This window comes from Streptomonospora sp. PA3, from assembly GCF_009728995.1.
Classification (GTDB): domain Bacteria; phylum Actinomycetota; class Actinomycetes; order Streptosporangiales; family Streptosporangiaceae; genus Streptomonospora.
This window is the reverse complement of record NZ_VTZW01000019.1, coordinates 113,372-130,507: the sequence shown is the minus strand read 5'-3', so window position 1 is coordinate 130,507 and position 17,136 is coordinate 113,372. Positions and strand designations below refer to the sequence as shown.

General features: G+C 73.7%; 13 protein-coding genes and 1 pseudogene. 8 read left to right on the top strand and 6 right to left on the bottom strand.

Annotated features, from left to right (window positions below):
- Positions 1-128 precede the first annotated feature (128 nt).
- The 3 genes from FZ103_RS20000 to FZ103_RS19990 all read left to right on the top strand — a co-directional run bounded on the left by FZ103_RS20000 (position 129) and on the right by FZ103_RS19990 (position 2,042).
- Positions 129-299 carry a hypothetical protein gene (locus FZ103_RS20000; protein WP_156003337.1) on the top strand — a complete coding sequence of 57 codons (171 nt, stop codon included), beginning with the start codon at positions 129-131 and terminating at the stop codon, positions 297-299.
- Positions 300-357: 58 nt separating this feature from the next.
- A complete protein-coding gene (locus FZ103_RS19995; RefSeq protein WP_156003335.1) occupies positions 358-1,164 on the top strand; it encodes a DeoR/GlpR family DNA-binding transcription regulator in 807 nt (268 codons plus the stop codon).
- Between the two features lie 89 nt (positions 1,165-1,253).
- Entirely contained in the window at positions 1,254-2,042 is a 789-nt protein-coding gene (locus FZ103_RS19990) for a polyprenol monophosphomannose synthase (protein ID WP_156003332.1), read from the top strand.
- A 136-nt stretch (positions 2,043-2,178) separates the two neighbouring features.
- Here the strand turns inward: FZ103_RS19990 and FZ103_RS19985 are convergent, their stop codons facing one another.
- From FZ103_RS19985 to FZ103_RS19970, 5 genes and pseudogenes are all read right to left on the bottom strand, one after another.
- On the bottom strand, positions 2,179-2,979 hold the full coding sequence (locus FZ103_RS19985; RefSeq protein ID WP_156003329.1) for an FAD/NAD(P)-binding protein: 801 nt from the start codon (positions 2,977-2,979) through the stop codon (positions 2,179-2,181).
- A gap of 10 nt (positions 2,980-2,989) precedes the next feature.
- Positions 2,990-4,135, bottom strand: a complete 1,146-nt coding sequence (locus FZ103_RS19980) for an MFS transporter (RefSeq protein WP_343233617.1) — start codon at positions 4,133-4,135, stop codon at positions 2,990-2,992.
- 106 nt (positions 4,136-4,241) lie between these two features.
- Positions 4,242-4,403, bottom strand: a pseudogene (locus tag FZ103_RS25675) (MFS transporter); the annotation flags it as partial.
- A gap of 240 nt (positions 4,404-4,643) precedes the next feature.
- Entirely contained in the window at positions 4,644-7,157 is a 2,514-nt protein-coding gene (locus FZ103_RS19975) for an ABC transporter permease (RefSeq protein ID WP_156003327.1), read from the bottom strand.
- 6 nt (positions 7,158-7,163) lie between these two features.
- Positions 7,164-7,937, bottom strand: coding sequence for an ABC transporter ATP-binding protein (locus FZ103_RS19970; protein WP_186356570.1), 774 nt, complete (start codon positions 7,935-7,937; stop codon positions 7,164-7,166).
- Between the two features lie 365 nt (positions 7,938-8,302).
- On the opposite strand from FZ103_RS19970, the gene FZ103_RS19965 reads away from it, so the two are divergent.
- From FZ103_RS19965 to FZ103_RS19945, 5 genes are all read left to right on the top strand, one after another.
- Complete coding sequence (locus FZ103_RS19965) at positions 8,303-9,583, top strand: sensor histidine kinase (protein ID WP_156003321.1); 1,281 nt, start codon at positions 8,303-8,305, stop codon at positions 9,581-9,583.
- The gene (locus tag FZ103_RS19960) at positions 9,580-10,227 is read left to right on the top strand and encodes a response regulator transcription factor (RefSeq protein WP_156003319.1); all 648 of its coding nucleotides are present in this window, start codon (positions 9,580-9,582) and stop codon (positions 10,225-10,227) included. Before FZ103_RS19965 ends, FZ103_RS19960 begins: the two co-directional genes overlap by 4 nt.
- Before the next feature lie 192 nt (positions 10,228-10,419).
- Positions 10,420-11,022, top strand: coding sequence for a TetR/AcrR family transcriptional regulator (locus FZ103_RS19955; RefSeq protein WP_255430197.1), 603 nt, complete (start codon positions 10,420-10,422; stop codon positions 11,020-11,022).
- Positions 11,023-11,175: 153 nt separating this feature from the next.
- Complete coding sequence (dnaE, locus tag FZ103_RS19950; protein ID WP_186356569.1) at positions 11,176-14,730, top strand: DNA polymerase III subunit alpha; 3,555 nt, start codon at positions 11,176-11,178, stop codon at positions 14,728-14,730.
- A gap of 206 nt (positions 14,731-14,936) precedes the next feature.
- Positions 14,937-15,968, top strand: coding sequence for a phosphotransferase family protein (locus FZ103_RS19945; protein WP_156003315.1), 1,032 nt, complete (start codon positions 14,937-14,939; stop codon positions 15,966-15,968).
- On the opposite strand, the gene FZ103_RS19940 is transcribed toward FZ103_RS19945, so the two are convergent.
- Positions 15,946-16,965 (bottom strand): glutathione S-transferase C-terminal domain-containing protein, encoded by a 1,020-nt coding sequence (locus FZ103_RS19940; protein WP_343233616.1) that lies wholly within the window; start codon positions 16,963-16,965, stop codon positions 15,946-15,948. The two genes, FZ103_RS19945 and FZ103_RS19940, sit on opposite strands and share 23 nt — an antisense overlap.
- Between the last annotated feature and the right edge of the window lie 171 nt (positions 16,966-17,136).

Here is a 17,136-nt window from a genome sequence, read left to right as displayed (position 1 = left end):
GGCAACCCGGCGCGCCGGGCGGGCATGAAACCGCCCGCGGCGGGGCATCCCATTGACGACCTCCGGTGCGGGCCTGCGGGGCGCGAACCGCGGGGTCGCCGGTCAGCCCGCTCGCCAGGGAGGCCCCCGTGTCCGTCATGGCGCTGTTCGGTATCGCGACTCTGGCCGTGCTCGGCCTGCTGATCGCCCTGTTCGTCGTGGTCTTCGTCGTCCGCGGACCCGCGCTGGAGGACGACGCCCCCGCCGACGACGACACCATCGACGAGTCCTTCCACACCCACGGAGTGCACCTGGGCTGACCCGGCACCTCTATCATCGGAGCGCGGCCCCCCAGCCGGCACCGGAGATGGAGTTCCCATGGCAGACGAGACCAGGCCGGCCTTCGCGGCCGAGCGCCGCGAGCGGATTCTGGAGCTGGTGCGGGCCAACGGCGCCATGGCCCTGCGCGAGATCGCCTCGCGCGTGCGCGCCTCGGAGGTCACGGTGCGCCGCGACGTGCGCGCCTTGGAGGCCGAGGGCCTCATCGACCGCCGCCGCGGCGGCGCGGCGCTGCCCGGGCGCCTGGGCTACGAGCAGAGCTACACGCAGAAGACCGGCCAGGCCGCTCCCGAGAAGCTCGCGATCGCCGCGGCCGCGGCGCGGCTCATCGAGGACGACGACGCCGTCGTGCTCGGTGCGGGCAGCACCACCGAGGCGCTGGCGCGCGAACTCGTGGGCCGCCAGAATCTCACCGTGGTCACCAACTCGCTGCTGGTGGCCGAGGCGCTGGCCGCGGCGCCCGGTGTCGAGGTGGTGATGACCGGCGGTACCCTGCGCGGGCCGATAAGGGCGCTGGTGGGCAGCGCCGCCGAGCAGGCGCTGGCGGGGCTGCGCGTGCGCCAGGCGTTCATCTCGGGCAACGGGGTCACCGCCGAGCGCGGCCTGAGCACCCCCAACCCGGCGGTGGCCAGCGTCGACCGCGCGCTGGTGGCCTGCGCGCAGGAGGTGGTGGTGCTGGCCGACCACACCAAGATCGGCGCCGACACCATGGTGCAGACCGTGCCGCCCGAGCACATCGCCCACCTGATCACCGACAACCACGCCGATCCCGAGGTCCTGATGACCCTGGAGGACATGGGCACCCTGGTGCACGTGGCGGTGCTGGAGGTCGATCGGGGAGAATGAGGGGCGGGCGCCTTTCGGTGGTGGCCGGGGCCGCCGCCCCCTACGCTGCCTGCTGTGCCCCCACACCCGCGGATCCCATTGGAGCGCCCATGCCGACCCCGGTGAATCTGCCCGACCCCTGGGCGCGGTCCAAGGTCGGGGTGGTCGTACCCACCTACAACGAGGCCGACAACCTGCCCGAGTTGGCGCGGCGGGTCCTGGGCCTGGAGCTGCCCGAGTTGCGGCTGGTCGTGGTCGACGACAACTCGCCCGACGGCACCGGCAAGGTCGCCGAGGAGATCGCCGCCGAGCACAACACGGCCGCGCGCGAGCGCGTGGCCGTGGTGCACCGCACCGCCAAGGAGGGCCTGGGGCGGGCGTATGTGGCCGGGATGACCCGCGCGCTCGACGGCGGCGCCGAGTTCGTCGTGCAGATGGACGCCGACCTCAGCCACCCGCCCGGCTACGTGCCCCAGCTGCTGGGCACCATGCTCTCCACCGGCGCCGGGGTGGTGATCGGGAGCCGCTACGTCCCCGGCGGCAGCCTGTCCGAGGCATGGCGCCCCCACCGGCGCCTGCTCAGCGCCTGGGCCAACACCTACGTCAAAACCGTCCTGGCCATGCCGATCCGCGACGTCACCGCGGGGTTCAAGATCTGGCGCCGCGAGGCGCTGGAGGCCATGGACCTGCCGAGCATCCAGAGCAGCGGCTACAGCTTCCAGGTGGAGATGCACTACCGGGCCTTCACCCGCGGCCAGAAGATGGTGGAGATCCCCATCCACTTCGAGGACCGCCGCGAGGGCGACAGCAAGATGGACCTGGCGGTGCAGCTGGAGTCGGCCCTGCGCCCGTTCCGGATGCGGGCCGCCGAGCGCCGCGCCCGCCGGGAGGCGGAGTAAGACCGGCGCGCCCGCCGCACGGCCGGCCCCGCCTGCGGCGATCGCGTACCTGCGGTCGTTGGGCGCGACGTGTGACGGCAGGGACACGATCGTTCCGGCTTCGACCGGTGCTCCGGTCCGGTTCGGCGGAGGCCGCTCAGCGGCGGCCCGGCGGGGTGCGCAGCACCGTGTCGGTGATGCGCTGGGCCAGCGCCTCGGCCTGCTCGCGGATGCGGGGCACGGTGGCGTCGGCCTCGCCGCGGCGGACCGCGCCCACGGCGAACAGGTGCGCGGCCTCGCCCGCGGGCGTGGTCAGGGCGCCGCAGGAGCAGGCGGCCAGCCCGGCTCCGGGCGCAGCGCCCGCCGCGCCCTCGACCGGTGGCGGCGCGGTCACGGCGGGATCGCCGGTGGCCACCACGGCCGCCGCGACCGGGACCCGCTCGCCCGAGGCCAGGCGCACCGCCGCCCCGCGGCCGTCGGCGCCCACGGCCACGGCCCGGTCGGCGCGGGTGTGCAGCGAGGCGTAGGGGGAGGCCCAGGCGGCCGTGGCCGCCAGGGTGTCGGCCAGGTAGTCGCCGTAGAGGCGCCGCGGCAGCAGCGTTTCGGGACCGCAGGCGGGGGAGGCCAGCGCGGTGCCGCCCGCCTCGCGGGCGCCCGCGCCGCCCGCACGCCGGGGAGACGCCTGCTCCGCGCGCACCCACTCCATCAGGTGGCAGGGGCGGTCGGGCAGCGCCGACATGTGCTTGACCGGGATCTCCAGGAGGCACTCGCCGCCCGCGCCGCTGTAGGGCCGCCCCCGCGCGAACCGCCCGTGCTCGTCGATCAGCAGAATGCGGTAGGCCAGGCGCAGCCAGGTGGTGGCGCGCAGCAGCGCGATCGCGGCGAGGGCCGCCCCCGCGCCGCCGCCCACGAAAGCGATGGCCGGCTCGCCGCCGTCCTTGGCCGCGGCATGTCCCATGGCCCCGACTCTAGGACGTCTCCGGGCCGCCGCGAAGGGGTTCGCCCGCGGAGGAGCCGGGGCAGGAGCCCATCGGCGGCCCCGAGACGCCGCAGAACATCCGGTCGGGGGCCGGCGCCGGCGCCCGGGGGCGCAGCAGGACCAGCGCCAGCACCCCCGCCAGGGCGGCCGCGGCGGCGATGAGCAGCATCGCCGGGCCGAAGCCGCCGGAGATGCCGGCGGCCCCGCTGACACCCGCCAGCACCGGTACCGCGGCGACCCCGATGAGCTGTGCGGTGCGTGCCAGCGTGTTGTTCACGCCCGAGGCCACCCCCGCGTGGCGCTCGGCCGCCGACGCCAGCACCGTGGCGGTCAGCGGCGCCACCGCGGTGGAGAGCCCCAGGCCCACCAGCAGCACACCGGGCAGCACCCCGGAGAGGTAGGAGTCGCCCGCCTCCAGCCGCGACAGCACCACCAGGCCCGCGGCCAGCAGCAGCGGACCGACGCCCAGCTGCCAGCGCGGGCCGATGCGCTCGGCCAGGCGCCCCGACTGCCCCGACAGCGCCAGCATCAGCACCGTGATCGGCAGCGACGCGGCCCCCGCCTCCAGCGCCGAGTACTCCAGCGCCTCCTGCAGGTAGATCACCAGCAGGAACAGCAGGGGGCCCAGCGCGCCGTACATCAGCACCGTGACGATGTTGGCGACCGTGAACCGGCTGGAGGCGAAGATGTCCAGCGGCAGCATCGGGTGGGCGCTGCGGTGCTCCACGGCGGCGAAGGCGGCCAGCGCCGCGACGCCCGCGGCCGCGGTCACCACCACACGCCAGTCGCCCGCGCCGGTCTCGCCCGCCTCGATCAGCGCGTAGGTCAGGCCGGCCAGCCCCGCCATGCCCAGCAGCGCTCCCGCGAAGTCCAGCCGCTCGGGCGCCTGCGGATCGCGCGACTCCGCCAACCGGAGCCGGGCGATCAGCAGCACGACCGCAGCCAGGGGCAGGTTGATCAGGAAGATGAGCCGCCAGGAGCCGACGTCGACCAGCCAGCCGCCCGCGAACGGGCCGATCGCCGAGGCGACCCCGGTCAGGCCCGACCAGGCCCCGATGGCCCGCGCCCGGTCGCGCTTGCGGAAGCCCGCCTGCAGGATCGCCAGGCTGCCGGGCGTCAGCAGGGCGCCGCCCACCCCCTGCAGCGCCCGGCCGGCGATCAGCCAGCCGAGGTCGGGGCGCCAGCGAGCACAGCGCCGAGGCGAGCGCGAACCAGGCCACCCCGAGGGAGAACACCCGGACCCGCCCGAACCGGTCGCTGAGCGAGCCGCTGAGCAGGATCAGCGCCGAAAGGGTGACCATGTAGCCGTTGGCGGTCCACTGCAGTCCCGCCACGCCGGCGTCCAGATCCGCGGCGATGGCCGGCAGCGCCACGTTGACCACCGTGGCGTCGAGGAAGGCCATGCCCGAGGCGAGGACGGTGGCCGTCAGCATCCAGCGGGCGGCCGGGGTCCCCCACGCGGCGCCGCCCGCCGACGCCTCCGGGGAGTCCGCCGCGCTCATCTCCTCACCCGCTTCCGTCCCGGCCGCTGCGGGCCGCGCCTCATGCGGCGCAGGCGGCGGGCGGCCCGCGGGCCGCCCGCCGCCACATTACGGCGCCCGGGGGCTGCCGGGCCGCCCGCCGGCGGCGTGTCGGCAGAGCCCTTACTCGCTCGCCAGCGCCGCGGTGATCGAGGTACGCGCCGCCCGGCGCGAGGGCAGCACCGAGGCCAGCAGCCCCGCCGCCACCGCTGCCCCGACGAACCCGGCGATCTGCGCGATCGGCACGGAGAAGATCAGGTCCTCGAAGGCCGCGTCCGCGGCGGCCCAGCCGAAGGACACACCCAGCCCGATACCCACCAGCGCCCCGATCAGGCACAGCAGCACCGCCTCCCAGACGAGCATCAGGCGCAGCTGAGCGCGCTTGAGGCCCATCGCCCGCAGCAGCGCCGACTCGCGGGTGCGCTCCAGGACCGACAGTGCCAGCGTGTTGGCGATGCCGAACACCGCGATCACCACCGCCAGGCCGAGCATCGCCACCACCGCCAGGAACGCCGTGCCCAGTACGTCCTCGAACTGCTTGCGCATCTGCGCGACCGAGTCGACCTGGAGGGTGGGGTGGTCCTCCACCGCCGCGTAGACCGCGTCGCGCAGCTTGGCGGCCTCGGCCCCCTCGGCGCCGACGACGCTGATGATCTCGTCGCCCTTGCCGGGAAAGGCCGCTGCGAAGTCCTCGGGCGCCATCAGCACGCTCCACACGGCCGCGGCCTCCACCACCGCCGCGACCTCGAGGCCGCGCTCGCCGTCCGGGGTCTTCACCGTCACCGGGTCGCCGACGCCGAGCCCCTCCGCGTTCGCGTAGTCGGCCTGAACCGCCACGCTGCCCGGCCGAACGTCGGCCAGGTCGCCCGCCCGCTCCTGCCGGACCGCGGAGGCGGCTTCCTCCAGCGGCGCGCCGTCGAGGGTGGAGTACCACGTGGCGTCCGGGCCCGGCGTGCCGTCCGTCGCGCTGCGTTGGGCGACCACCTGGGCCGTCTCGGGGGCCGCACGCAGGTCGCGGGCGACCTGCCGCGGGATGGCCGGGTTCTCGTCGGTGAACTGGCCCGTGATCTGGTAGTCCGCCGGGAACTGCTCGTCGAGCAGGTCGTTCATGGTGCTCATCATCGAGGAGTTGATCACCGCGTAGCCGGTGATCAGGGTGGCTCCCACCGTCAGCGCGATCGTGGCGGTCGCGGCCCTGCGGGGGCTGCGCCGCGCGTTGTCGGCCGCGAGGGCGCTGGAGACGCCCAGCGCCCGCATCAGCGGCGACACCGCCGCCACGGCCGCGCGCACCAGCAGCGGGCCGGCCACCACCACGCCGACGAAGGCCACCATGCCCGCACCGGCGACCAGGTACAGGCCGGCCTGCGGCGATCCGGCGTCCCGGGAGAGGAACACGACCGCCGCCGAGGCCGGCAGCAGCACGGATGCGGCTGCGGCGCGCAGCAGGCCCGGGCGCCTGTCCAGGCCCGCGGCCACGGCGCTGGTGCGCAGCGCCGCGAGCGGGGGCACGGACATCGCCCGCCGCGCCGGCAGCAGGGCCGAGAACAGGGTCGTGGCGGTGCCCGCGGCCAGCCCGATCAGCACGGCCCCCGGCTGGAGGACCACCGCCGCTCCGGAGGCGCCGGTGTTCAGGGCGTCGGCGCCGAGCGCGAAGCCGGCCGCGCCCAGACCGATTCCCGCCAGCACGCCCAAGGCGGAGGCGGCCAAGCCCACCACCAGCGCCTCGGCCACCACCGAGGTGAACACCTGGCGCCGTACGGCGCCCACACAGCGCAGCAGGGCCATCTCGCGCTGGCGCTGGGCCACCAGGATGGCGAAGGTGTTGTGGATGACGATCGCGGCCACCAGGACCGAGACGAGCGCGAACAGCAGCAGCCCGGCGGCCAGGACGTCGGCCTGCGCGCCCGCCTGGTCGGCGAGCCGCTCGCCCAGCTCACGGCCGGTCAGCACCTCGGTGCCCGAGCCCGCGACCGCGGCGACCGCGTCGACGGCCTGCTGCCGGGGGACCCCCTCGGCGGCGACGGCGTCGATCTCGGCGAAGCCCTCGGCGCCGGTCATCTCGACGGCCGTCTGCGGCGTGAAGGCGACCGCCCCGCGGAAGGAGACGTCGGCCGCGGTGCCGAAGTCGATCAGGCCGGTGACGGTGAACTCGTGCTTGCCGCCGTCGGGTCCCAGCACGGTGGCGGTGTCGCCGACCTTGTAGCCGGTGGCGCTTGCGCTGACGGTGGCCAGCGCCGCCTCGCCGGGCGCGTCGGGAAGTTCGCCCTCGGCGGCCGAGTAGCGGCTGAGGTCGCCGACCGACACCCCGAGCGTGGGCACGCTGCCGACCGCGCGCCCGTCCTTGTCCAGCAGCGGGGCGTCGCCCGCGGTGACGCCGGCGGCGCGGTCGATCTCGGGCAGGTCGCGGACCTCGGCCAGCACGTCGCGGGGGACGGTACCCCTCCGCTCGTCCTCGGGGAGGACGACGACGTCCATCTTCTCCGCCGAGCCCATCACCTGGTCGGCGAAGCTCGCGCGCAGCGTGTCGGAGAAGACCAGGGTGCCGGTGACGAACATGACGCCCAGGGCGATGGCGAGTGCGGTCGTGACGAGCCGGCCCTTGTGCAGGCGCAGGCCGGCGAGTGTGGTGCGCAGCATCGGGGGTCAGGACTCCAGGTTCACCAGGCGGTCGAGCACGGTCTCGGCGGTGGGCCCGTGCACCTCGTCCACCAGGCGCCCGTCGCGCAGGAACACCACCCGGTCGGCGTAGGAGGCGGCCACAGGATCGTGGGTGACCATGATCACCGTCTGGCCCAGCTCGCGCGCCGAGTCGCGCAGGAAGCCCAGCACCTCCGCGCCCGAGCGGGAGTCGAGGTTGCCCGTGGGCTCGTCGGCGTAGACGACCTCGGGGTCGCCCAGCAGCGCCCGCGCCACCGCGACGCGCTGCTGCTGGCCGCCCGACAGCGCCGACGGCAGGTGGCCGAGCCGGTCGCCCAGCCCGACGACCTCGACGATGCGGCGGAAGCGGGCGGGGTCGTGCCTGCGCTTGGCGATGCGGCCGGGCAGCAGGATGTTCTGCTCGGCGGTGAGCATCGGCAGCAGGTTGAACGACTGGAAGATGAACCCGATGCGGTCGCGGCGCAGCAGGGTGAGCTGCTTGTCGCGGAGCCCGGTGATCTCGGTGCGGCCCAGGTGCACCGTTCCGGAGGTGACGGTGTCCAGGCCGGCCAGGCAGTGCATCAGCGTGGACTTGCCCGACCCCGAGGGGCCCATGATCGCGGTGAAGGCGCCGCGGGCGAACTCGACGCTGACGCCGTCCAGTGCGCGTACGGCCGAGTCGGCGCGCCCGTAGACCTTGACCAGGTCGCGGGCGGCGACGACCGGCGGGGTGCCGGTGCCGGACTGTTCGGGGGCGGCCTGGGCCGCGCTCTGGCTCACGTGGGATCTCCCTGGTTCTCGCTGCGGGATCGGTTGCTCGGGGCGCCGGGCGGCCGGGGGCCGGTCCTGCGGCGCCGCACCCGGCAACGCTACGGTCGCCCCCGGTTGCGCGGCCTCCCCCGCGCGGTCCAGATCCGCCATGACGGAAGTCCGCCTTCGCGCGCGCTCCTCCGCACTTCGGCGGGAACCGGCACCGACTTTCGTCGGGGGTGCGGCCGGGCCGCGGGGCCGGGCCGGCGACCGCCGCGGCCGGCCCGCGCCCCGCTGACCGGCCCGGTCCCGCGGCGGCCGACCTTCGTCGGGGGTCCGGCCGCGCCGCAGGTCGGCCGCCTGGTGCCGCGTCGGCGCGGCATAGACTCCGGCCCATGGCGCAGCAAGGGTCGAGTCCTCCCCCCGGCGCCGGCACCCCGGCGCCGGGCCCGCTGTGGGCCCGCCTGTGGGCGCGGCGGCACCGCCTCGCCGACTGGCTGCTGGCCGCGGCGTTCTTCCCGTGGACCGGACTGATGATCGTCGGCGACCCGCACGGGGTGCTCGGGTGGGTCGGCGCGGTCGCAGCGGTGCTCACCGGCCTGGAGTGGGGTGCTCTCACCTCGTTCCTGGGGGTGCTCGCGGCGGCGGCGGTGGCCGCCGGCGCCTCGGTGGTCGTGCTGCTGCGCCGCAGCCGCCCCCGGCTGCTGCTGTGGGCGGCGGCGGCCGCGCTGCTGCTCTACGGCGACTTCGGCCTGCCCGCCCTGGCCCTGTTCACCTACGCGGCCTGGTACACCGACCGGCGGCGGCTGGTGCTGTGGACCGCCGGGCTGTCGGTGGCCTTCATCGGCGTCTACGCCGCCGGCGACACCATGACCCGCGCCCAGGCCACCAGCGTGCTCGTGATGACCTACGGGATGCCGCTGGCGGTAGGGCTGTGGATCGGCACCCGCCGCGCCCTGGTGGCCAACCTGCGCGAGCGCGCCGAGCGGCTGGAGCGCGAGCAGCACCTGCTCGCCGACCAGGCAATCACCGCCGAACGCACCCGCATCGCCCGCGAGATGCACGACGTCGTGGCCCACCGCGTCAGCCTGATGGTGCTGCACGCCGGCGGCCTGGAGGTCTCCGCGCCCGACGAGCGCACCGCCCAGAGCGCCGCGCTCATCCGCAGCACCGGCCGCGACGCGCTCGCCGAACTGCGCGGGATCCTGGGCGTGCTGCGCGACGAGGCCGGCGCCGCCGCGCCCACCGCGCCCCAGCCGGTGCTGGCCGACCTGACCCGCCTCCTCGACGAATGGCGCGCCGCCGGGACGGTCGTCTCCGGCGCCGTCGAGGGCGCAGCCGGTCCGCTGCCGGCGCACGTCGAACGCACCGCCTACCGCACCGTCCAGGAGGCGCTGACCAACGCCGCCAAGCACGCCCCCGGCGCGCCGGTGCGCGTGCACCTGCGCCACCGGCCCGACACCCTGGAGATCACCGTGGACAACGCCCCGCCGCCCGCCGCACCCGCCCAGGCGCCGCCCTCGGGCGGCTACGGTCTCGCCGGGCTGCGCGAGCGCCTCGCCCTGGCAGGCGGCGAGCTGCGGGCCGGCCCGCTGCCCGACGGGGGATGGCGCCTCGGCGCCGTACTGCCGACGGCCGGCTACGACCGCGGCGGGCGCCGCGAGGCCGCGCGATGATCCGCACACTGCTGGTCGACGACGAGCGGCTGGTGCGCTCGGGGCTGCGGATGATCCTGGACTCGGCCGAGGACATCGAGGTGGTGGGCGAGGCGGGCGACGGCGCCGAGGCGGTGGAGCTGGCGGCGCGCCTGGAGCCCGGCGTGGTGCTGCTGGACATCCGCATGCCCGGCACCGACGGGCTGAACGCGGCGGCGCAGCTGGCGGGCCTGCCGCGCCCGCCCCGGGTGGTGCTGCTGACGACCTTCGACCTGGACGAGTACGTCCACCGCGCCCTGCGCGCCGGCGCGGTGGGGTTCCTGCTCAAGGACACCCCGCCCCGCGACCTCATCGGCGCCGTGCGCACCGTGGAGGAGGGCAACGCCATGCTGGCCCCCAGCATCACCAAGCGCATGCTGGAGCGCTTCACGGTCGCGGCCGGCGGCACCGCCGCCGAGGCGGCCCGCCGCCTGGAGGTGCTCAGCGACCGCGAACGCGACGTGCTCACGGCCGTCGCCCGGGGCATGTCCAACGCCGAGGCGGGCCGCAGCCTGGGCATGCGCGAGGCGACGGTCAAGGCCCACGTCAGCAGCATCCTGGCCAAGCTGGGGATGGGCAACCGGGTGCAGGCGGCCATCCTCGCCCACGACGCCGGATGGGCGTGAGGGCGCGCCAAGCGGCGCCGGCGCGGGCGGCGGCCTGCGGTGACGGGCCTCACCGGCGCCGCCGCCCGGCGATGCGTCTATTGTGTTGTGGTATTCCGCCCCGCGGCCCAGGGGGACATCCGGGGGCGGAGGACGTCCCGCTGTCGTAAGAGAGGTCGTGCTGTGGCCGTTCGCACCCACGGGGGCATGGGGATGCCGGCCGTGACCCCCGACGAATCCGCCGAGTCCTCGGTTCCGCGGCGCCTGCTGGCCGTGGCGACCCGCCTGTTCGCCGAGAAGGGCTTCGACCGCACCTCGGTGCAGGAGATCGTCGACGCGGCCAACGTCACCAAGGGGGCGATGTACCACTACTTCGACTCCAAGGACGACCTGCTCGCCGAGATCTACGCGCGGGTGCTGCGCCTGCAGATGTCCCGCCTGGCCGAGATCGCCCGCCAGGACGGCCCGGTCGCCGAGCGCGTGCGGCGCGCCGCCGCCGACGTGGTGGTCAGCACCATCGACAACCTCGACGACGCGACGATCTCCTTCCGGTCGCTGCACCAGCTCAGCCCGGCCAAGCAGCGCGAAGTGCGCGACGAGCGCCGGCGCTACCACGAGCTGTTCCGCTCGCTGATCACCGAGGGCCAGGAGCGGGGCGTCTTCACCGACCGGGTGCCCGCCGACATCGTGGTCGACTTCTACTTCGGCAGCGTGCACCACCTCAGCACCTGGTACCACCCCGAGGGCGCGCTGAGCCCGCAGCAGATCGGCGATCACTACGCCGACCTGCTGCTGACCGCCCTGCAGTCGGCCTGAGCCGCGCCCGGAGCCGGCGCGCGCCGCGCGGGTTCCGATTGCCGGCCTCGTCCACAGGTTCGGGCGGGCGAGTAGTGGCACGGGTGTGGCGGGACTAGTCTCAGGTGGCACACGATCCTGCCGGTCCCGTCATCGCATAAGAGGTTCCCGACCGTGGCTGACCCCTTCGTCCACCTGCACGTCCACACCGAGTACTCGATGCTGGACGGCGCCGCCAAGCTGAAGCCGCTGTTCGCCGAGGCGGCCCGGCTGCAGATGCCCGCCGTGGCCATGACCGACCACGGCAACATGTTCGGCGCCTACGAGTTCTGGGAGCAGTCCAAGGGCTCGGGGGTCAAACCCATCATCGGCATCGAGGCCTACGTGGCGCCGGAGTCGCGGTTCCACAAGAAGCGGGTGCGCTGGGGCCGCGGCGACTCCGACGAGAACACCGAGGGCGGCAAGGACATCTCCGGCGGCGGCCGCTACCTGCACATGACCATGTGGGCGCGCAACGCGGTGGGCCTGCGCAACCTGTTCCGCATGTCCTCGCTGGCCAGCATCGAGGGCTACTACGGCAAGCCCCGCATGGACCTGGAGCTGATGAGCCGCTACAGCGAGGGGATCATGGTCTCCACCGGCTGCCCCTCGGGCGGCGTGCAGACCCGGCTGCGGCTGGGCCAGGAGAAGGAGGCCGTCGACTACGCCGCCAAGCTGCAGGACATCTTCGGCAAGGACGCCGTCTTCCTGGAGCTGATGGACCACGGCATCAGCATCGAGCGCGAGGTCCGCGACGGCCTGCTCAAGGTCGGGCGCGAGCTGAACCTGCCGCCGCTGGTCACCAACGACTCCCACTACGTCACCCAGGACCAGGCCCAGGACCACGACGCCCTGCTGGCGGTGGGCGTCGGCAAGAACCTCGACGACCCCTCCCGGTTCCGGTTCAACGGCGACGGCTACTACGTCAAGTCGGCCGAGGAGATGCGCGCCCTGGTCAGCCTGGACGAGTGGGCGCAGGGCTGCCGCAACACCCTCCTGGTCGCCGAGAGCGTCGAGGACGGCGCCTACGACGAGGTCTTCGCCTCCCGCGATCTCATGCCCAAGTTCGCCGTCCCCGAGGGCGAGACCCAGTCGTCGTGGCTGCGCAAGGAGATCGAGCGCCTCATCCCCACCCGCTATCCCGGCGGCGTCAGCGGGCCCGTGCGCGAGCGCATCGACCGCGAGCTGGACATCATCAACGAGATGGGCTTTCCCGCCTACTTCCTGGTGGTCTCCGACATCTGCCAGTACGCCCGCCGCAACGGCATCGCGCTGGGCCCGGGCCGCGGGTCGGCCGCCGGGTCGATGGTCGCCTACGTACTGGGCATCACCGACCTCGACCCGCTGGAGCACGGGCTGCTGTTCGAGCGGTTCCTCAACCCCGAGCGCGTCACCATGCCCGACATCGACCTCGACTTCGACGAGCGCCGGCGCGGGGAGATGATCGAGTACGTCACCGAGCTCTACGGCGAGGAGCGCGTCGCCCAGATCCTCACCTTCGGCACCATCAAGGCCAAGGCCGCCGTCAAGGACTCCACCCGCATCCACGGGCTGCCCTACGCCCTGGGCGACCAGATCACCAAGGCGTTCCCGCCGCCGGTGGGCGGCAAGGAGATCTCGCTGGCCGAGGTCGAGGACGAGTCGGCCGAGCGCTACGCCGAGGCCGTCGAGCTGCGCACCCTGATGGAGAAGGACCCGCAGGTCAAGAAGGTCATGGAGACCGCCCGCGGTATCGAGGGCCTGACCCGCGGCACCGGCGTGCACGCCGCCGGTGTGATCCTGTCCTCCGAGCCGCTGCTGGACGTGGTGCCGCTGCACAAGCGCGACACCGACGGCGCCATCATCACCGGCTTCCCCTTCCCGCAGTGCGAGGAGATGGGGCTGCTGAAGATGGACTTCCTGGGTCTGCGCAACCTCACGATCATCGACGACGCGATCCAGAACGTGAAGTCCAACGAGGGCGTGGACATCGACTGGTCCCAGGTGGGCTTCGACGACCCCAAGACCTACGAACTGCTCGCGCGCGGCGACACCCTGGGCGTGTTCCAGCTCGACGGCACGGCCATGCGGGCGCTGCTGCGCCGGATGCAGCCCACCCAGTTCTCCGACATCGTGGCCGTCAACGCCCTGTACCGGCCGGGCCCGATGGCGGCCAACGCCCACAACGACTACGCCGACCGCTCCAACGGGCGCCAGGAGATCACCTCCATCCACCCCGAGCTCTACGACGCGCTGGACCCGATCCTCTCCGAGACCTACCACGTGCTGGTCTACCAGGAGCAGATCATGGCCATCGCCCAGCAGCTGGCCGGCTACTCGCTGGGCGGCGCCGACCTGATGCGCCGCGCCATGGGCAAGAAGAAGAAGGAGGCGCTGGAGAAGGAGTACACCAAGTTCAACGCCGGGATGCTGGAGCGCGGGTTCTCCCAGAAGGCCATCGACACGCTCTGGGAGGTCATGCTCCCCTTCTCCGGCTACGCCTTCAACAAGTCCCACGCCGCCGGCTACGCGATCCTCTCCTTCCGCACGGCCTACCTCAAGGCCAACCACCCCGCCTCCTACATGGCGGCGCTGCTCACCTCGGTCAGCGGCGACAAGGACAAGATGGCGGTGTACCTGGCCGAGTGCCGCAAGATGGGCATCCGGGTGCTGCCGCCCGACGTCAACGAGTCGGGCCTGCGCTTCTCCGCGGTCGGGGCCGACGTGCGCTTCGGCCTGGGCGCGGTGCGCAACGTGGGCGCCAACGTCGTCGAGTCGATCATGAACACCCGCAAGACCAAGGGCGAGTTCACCTCCTTCGTCGACTTCGTCTCCAAGATCGAGCTGGCCGCCTGCAACAAGCGCGTGGTGGAGTCCCTGGTCAAGGCGGGCGCCTTCGACGGTTTCGGGCAGCCGCGCATGGACCTGTTCAACCACCACGAGCACGCCGTCGACGCGATGATCTCGGCCAAGAAGCAGGAGGCCCACGGCCAGTTCGACCTGTTCGGCGGCGCCGACGAGGCCGAGTCCGCGCCGATCGGGCTCGACATCAACTGGTCGGGCAAGGAGTGGGACCGCAAGACCAAGCTCGCCTTCGAACGCGAGATGCTGGGGCTCTACGTCTCCAGCCACCCGCTTGCCGGCGCCGAACGCATCCTGGCGCGCTCCAGCGACGTCTCCATTCTCGACATCAACAACGGCGAGCGCCGCGACCGCTCGGAGGTGCAGGTGGCCGGCCTCATCTCCGGCGTGGAGCGCCGGGTGAGCAAGCAGTCGGGCAACCCCTGGGCCAAGGTCACCATCGAGGACCTCGACGCCAGCATCGACGTGCTGTTCTTCGCCGAGGCCTACACCCTTTACTCCGAGGTGCTCACCGAGGACACCGCCGTCTCGGTCAAGGGCCGGGTCAAGGAGCGCGAGGGCGAGTACTCCATCCAGGCCTTCGAGCTGACCCCGCTGGACATCAGCCACGTCTCGGAGGGGCCGCCGCCCATGCTGCTGACCGTGCAGGAGCAGCGGCTGACCCCCGATCTGGTCGACGAGCTCAAGCACGTGCTCAAGGCCCACCGCGGCGAGACCCCGCTGACCATCCGTGTCGACCACCCGGTCAAGTCGCGGGTCTACGACGTCCCCGGCTACCCGGTGCGGGTGGGCCCCGAGCTCGCCGGCGACCTGAAGTCGCTGCTGGGGGCCGAGGCGGTCACCTACTGACCGCGCAGCGGGCCGGTGGCCCCGGGCGCCGGCCGGCGCCCGGGGCCACCCGCGCCGCGGCGACCGGCGGCGGGCAGATACCGACCAGATGGTATGTTGATCCCCGATCAGGTGACAGCAGGCGGCCGGGCGCGCATGACCCTCGTGCGACACGCGGGGGCAGGCGCCGCCTCCGGTGGCCGGGCGAGCAGAGCGTGGGAGAGCGCATGGGCGAGACGGACGTGGCGAATCCACCGGGACTGGACCTGCGGCGGCTTGAGGAGTACCTGCGGGCGCAGCGCCCCGGGATGCTCGGCGGCGCGCTGGAGGGCGAGGTCATCGCGGGAGGCCGCTCCAACCTCACCTACACCGTCACCGACGGGCGCGGGCGCTGGGTGGTGCGCCGGCCGCCGCTGGGCCACGTGCTGCCCACCGCCCACGACATGGGCCGCGAGCACCGCGTCATCAGCGCACTCGCCGACACGCCCGTCCCCGTGCCCCGCACCGTGCTGCTGTGCGAGGACACCGAGGTGCTCGGCGCCCCCTTCTTCGTCATGGAGCACGTCGAGGGCGTGCCCTACCGCAGCGCCGAGGCGCTGGACGCCCTGGGCGCGGCGCGCACCGCCGGCATCGCCGCAGCCATGATCGACACCCTGGTCGACCTGCACGCCGTCGATCCCGCCGGCGTGGGGCTGGCCGACTTCGGGCGGCCCGAGGGGTTTCTGGAGCGCCAGCTGCGGCGCTGGAAGAAGCAGCTGGAGGCCTCCCGCAGCCGCGAGCTGCCCGGCATCGACGAGCTGCACCGGCGGCTGTCCGCCGAGATCCCCCAATCGCCGGAGCCGACCATCGTCCACGGCGACTACCGCCTGGACAATCTGCTGGTGGACTCCGACGACCGGATCACCGCGGTGCTGGACTGGGAGATGTCCACCCTGGGCGACCCGCTGACCGACCTGGCGCTGATCATCACCTACAGCAGCGCGGCCCTGGCCGACAGCAGCAGCGTGAGCAACGCCCACACCGCCGAGGGCTACCCGGACGCCGACGAGATCATCGCCCGCTACGCCGAGCGCTCCGGCCGCGACGTCTCGGCCCTGGACTGGTACGTGGGCCTGGCGTTCTTCAAGCTCGCGGTGATCCTGGAGGGCATCCACTACCGCCACAGCCAGGGCCAGACGGTCGGCGGCGACTTCGACCGGATCGGCGAGGTGGTGCCGCGCCTGGTCGACGGCGGGCTCAGGTACCTGAACGGGACCTGAGCACCGGCGCCTGGGGCCCGCCGCTGCTCAGCCGGGCCCGGTCGTGGGGAGCGCCGAAGTCCAGCGCCGGCCCCGCCGGGACGATGCGCTTGGGGTTCAGCGCGCCGTGGGTGATGTAGTAGTGGCGCCGGATGTGGTCGAAGTCCGTGGACTCGCGGAAGGCCGGCAGCGAGTACAGGTCGCGGGTGTAGCCCCACAGGTTCGGGTAGTCCGTCAGCCGCCGCACGTTGGTCTTGAAGTGGGTGTGGTAGACGGGGTCGAACCTGACCAGGGTGACCCACAGCCGCACGTCGGCCTCGGTGACGTGGTCGCCGGTGAGGAAGCGCCGCTCGGCCAGCCGCTCCTCCAGCTCGTCCAGCGCGGCGAACAGCTCGGCGGCGGCCGCGTCGTAGGCCTCCTGCGTGGGCGCGAAGCCGCACCGGTAGACGCCGTTGTTCACGGCGGGGTAGATCCGCTCGTTGAGCGCCTCGATCTCCTCGGCGGCGTCGTCGGGCCACAGCCGCACATCGTGGCGGGCCCAGTCGTCGAAGCAGGCGTCGAGGTCGACGGTGATGTCGGGGAAGTGGTTGCTGACGATGCGGCCGCCGGCGGTGTCCCACAGCACCGGCACCGAGATGTGGCCGTCATAGCCCGGCTCGGTGGCCTCGTAGGCCTCGCGCAGCAGGGTGAAGCGCCCCACGGTGTCGGGGCCGTGCCCGGGGCCTTCGCGGAACGCCCAGCCGCGGCCGTCGCGCACCGGGTCGACGATCCCCACCGACACCGCCTCCTCGAGCCCTTTGAGCTTGCGCACGATCAGGCTGCGAGTGGCCCAGGGGCAGGCGTAGGAGGCGTAGATGTGGTAGCGCCCGGCCTCGGCGGGGAACTCGGCGCTGCCGATGCGCCCCCGGAAGGGGTAGGGGGGACGCTGGAACGACTCGCCCTTGGGCTTGGTCATCCGCTCCCCGTAGTCGCCGTAGACGTCGAAGTCGACGGGGGTGGCGACGATGGCGGTCTCCACGGTGGGGCCTCCCTCGGCGTGGCGAATCTCGCGTCGGCGCGGCGCCGGCGCCGCGCACCCCTTCTCCTACCCGCGCGCGCCCGCCCGCACCAGGCGTCGGCGCCGCCGCCCAGGCGCCGACGCGCACGTCGCGGGGGGAGCGCCCCCGGCCTCGGTTCCCCCTACCGCCGG